At 66.5% G+C, this 2575-nt stretch carries 5 protein-coding genes; 2 read left to right on the forward strand and 3 right to left on the reverse strand.

The features are described 5' to 3' along the window. Nucleotides 1–95: 95 nt before the first annotated feature. Nucleotides 96–341 carry a hypothetical protein gene (locus Q0627_RS08650; RefSeq protein WP_291017793.1) on the reverse strand — a complete coding sequence of 82 codons (246 nt, stop codon included), beginning with the start codon at nt 339–341 and terminating at the stop codon, nt 96–98. Between the two features lie 33 nt (nt 342–374). On the opposite strand from Q0627_RS08650, the gene Q0627_RS08655 reads away from it, so the two are divergent. After that, nucleotides 375–608: a helix-turn-helix domain-containing protein gene (locus Q0627_RS08655; RefSeq protein ID WP_291017796.1), complete on the forward strand. Its 234-nt coding sequence runs from the start codon at nt 375–377 to the stop codon at nt 606–608. Between the two features lie 95 nt (nt 609–703). Beyond that, complete coding sequence (locus Q0627_RS08660) at nt 704–946, forward strand: CopG family transcriptional regulator (RefSeq protein ID WP_291017791.1); 243 nt, start codon at nt 704–706, stop codon at nt 944–946. Between the two features lie 89 nt (nt 947–1035). On the opposite strand, the gene Q0627_RS08665 is transcribed toward Q0627_RS08660, so the two are convergent. Both Q0627_RS08665 and Q0627_RS08670 read right to left on the reverse strand, forming a co-directional pair. Further along, nucleotides 1036–2286, reverse strand: coding sequence for a glycosyltransferase family 4 protein (locus Q0627_RS08665; protein WP_291017788.1), 1251 nt, complete (start codon nt 2284–2286; stop codon nt 1036–1038). After that, nucleotides 2274–2575 (reverse strand): DUF1957 domain-containing protein (locus Q0627_RS08670; protein ID WP_298809068.1); only part of this gene is annotated, 302 nt, incomplete at its 5' end. The genes Q0627_RS08665 and Q0627_RS08670, both read right to left, overlap by 13 nt.

The raw sequence follows: 2575 nt of genomic DNA on the forward strand, positions 1-2575 counted from the left end.
AATGGCACGTCAAACGAGCACACCACCAGCACTGGCCCCAACCCGCAGGGCCACCTGCCTACACGCCAGTGCGCACTAACTGAACGGTATTGAGGCTAGCTAGGGCTCGGGCGTCCACGCAAGGCATCCAGTTCGTCGCCGGCCGCGACATCGTCGATGTCCCGGATCTGTGCATCGAGAGTGGATATGCCGGTCAGGATCGCGTAGATCGCGGTCTTCTCCAGCCACAGCCGTGAATCGCGGTAACCCGACGACGCATCGGCAACCACTTCAGCGTTACGCGGATCCTGCGGCACAATCTCATCCAGGCTCGAATACGACGTCGCGGTCGTGTCCTTCACCGACGCGGTCAGACCGCGGCCCTTTACCAAACCATCCGTCCGAACCCTGCTCAGCGGAGGCTCTCAGCGCAAGCGCCGTTCCTTACGCCGGAGCAGGTGGCGGTGCGACTGGGGATCTCACGCCCGACGATCTCGCGCCGCATCAAAGCCGGTGATTTGAAGGCGGTCACGGTTGGTAACCGCAACCGCATATCTGTCGCTGAGTTCGAGCGTTTCCGCGATGCCTACCTTGACGAACTGGCCGTTGCCTTCGCCGAGGACTTCTGATCGCCCAGATGACCCCGCACTGCCTCGGGATACCAAGTTGTCCATCACGGGTCGTTCGCACGGTCGTGTTTCGTGCGGTGCGGGTACCGTATGGCATGGGCAGGACCACGGTCTATCTGCCCGACGAACTCGATCAGCGGCTCGCGGCTGAGGCGCAGGCTCAGGGCGTGAGCAAAGGAGAGCTCATTCGCCGTGGTGTCACCAAACTGCTCGACGAGAGTCAGCGGGCCCGGCAGGCGAAGCCGTTCCCGGTGTTCCACAGTGGGCGTAGCCGAAGCGTCGACGAACTGCATGAAGCATTGGTCGAGCAGATTGCTGAGCGTGCCGCACGACGATGATCGTCATTGGCTGGGCGTCGAGTTCGGTGATGTCCTTGCGCGCGGTGGTTCCTCTGGGGCTCAACGGGCTCGGTGAGCGGGAGCCGCAGCTACTGGCCCGGGTCGCGTTCGGGGAGGGGACGTTCGATGATGGTGGGGCGGCCGTAGGCGTGGCGGACTCGGCGTTTGGCTGCCAGGTAGACGCCTTCGGTGCGTTCGGCGACCTCGCGCCAGGAGAAGTCCTCGGTGAGGCGGTCGCGGGCGCGGCGGGCACGCACTGCGGCGGCGGCCGGGGCGTCGAGGGTCTTGCGGATCGCCGAGGCGATGCCGGCGACGTCGGCGGGTTCGAAGGTGAAGCCGGTGACGCCGTCGTCGACGGCTTCACCGAGGCCACCGGCGGTGGAGACGACGAGGGGGATGCCGGTGGCGGCGGCTTCGAGGGCGACGATGCCGAACGGTTCGTAGCGGCTCGGCAGCACGATCGCGGCGCAGCGCTGCATCGCTGTGACCAGTGAGTTGTGGTCGAGGGCGCCGACGAACCGGACCGAGCGGGTCACCTTGTATTTGCGGGCGGTCTCCATCAGCCAGTCGAGCTGGGTGCCGGTGCCCGCGATGGTCAGGGTAGTGCCGGGGTGGGTGCGGCGGACGCGGGGGAGTGCGGCGAGCAGATCCTGGACACCCTTCTCGTATTCGAGGCGTCCGGCAAACAGCAGTTCGGCCGGGCCCGATGTGGCCGGGCGGGGTGCGAACGGCCAGGTGTCGACGTCGATACCGTTGTGGATGACCTGGATCTCCTCTGGACCGAACAGCCGGTTCACCTCGTCACGCATCGACTCCGAACAGGTGATGAGGGCGTCGGCCTCGTTGGCCAGCCACCATTCCACCGAATGCACCTGCCGGTTGGTGGAGCCGCTGACCCAACCGCTGTGCCGGCCCGCCTCGGTGGCGTGGATCGTGGCCACCAGCGGCACGTCGAAGAACTCGGCGAGAGTGATCGCGGGGTGGGCGACCAGCCAGTCGTGGGCGTGCACCACATCGGGTACCCACGCGGTTTCCGGGTCGCCGGCCAGAATGCGCAGGCCGGCGCGAACGAACGAATGGCCCATCGCCAGCGTCCACGACATCATGTCGGTGCCGAATTGGAACTCGTGCGGATCCTCGGCGATGGCGATCACCCGCACCCCGTCGGCGCGAGAATCGGTGGTGGGGTGGGTGAGTGAGTCGGTGCCCGACGGCCTGCGCGTGATGACGGTGACATCGTGGCCCAGCCCGGCCAGATCGACGGCCAGGTGGTGGACGTGGCGGCCGAGACCGCCGACGATCACCGGCGGGTACTCCCACGACACCATCAACACCCGCATGCGTCAGTCTCCCCATCGGTGGTTGTTCCGGTTGCCGTGACAAAGGCCGTCTCGTCGGACAGTAGCCCTTCCGAGAAGAGTCTGCGAGCGTCGATCCCGGCAAACAGGTTGTCGGCCCGCGACCAGTTCTCCGCCAGTCGCGTTGCCTGCTCGTCCCGGCCGCGTGCGGCGGCGTCGCAGATCTCGCGCGTGGCGTGGGCGTGTTTGTGGGCGCGATCGACGGCATATCCGGCGGCGGTGTCCTTGGACACCATGAACGGCCAGTCCGACTGCACCGTCATCAGGGTTT

Source organism: uncultured Gordonia sp., assembly GCF_937858515.1.
GTDB lineage: Bacteria > Actinomycetota > Actinomycetes > Mycobacteriales > Mycobacteriaceae > Gordonia.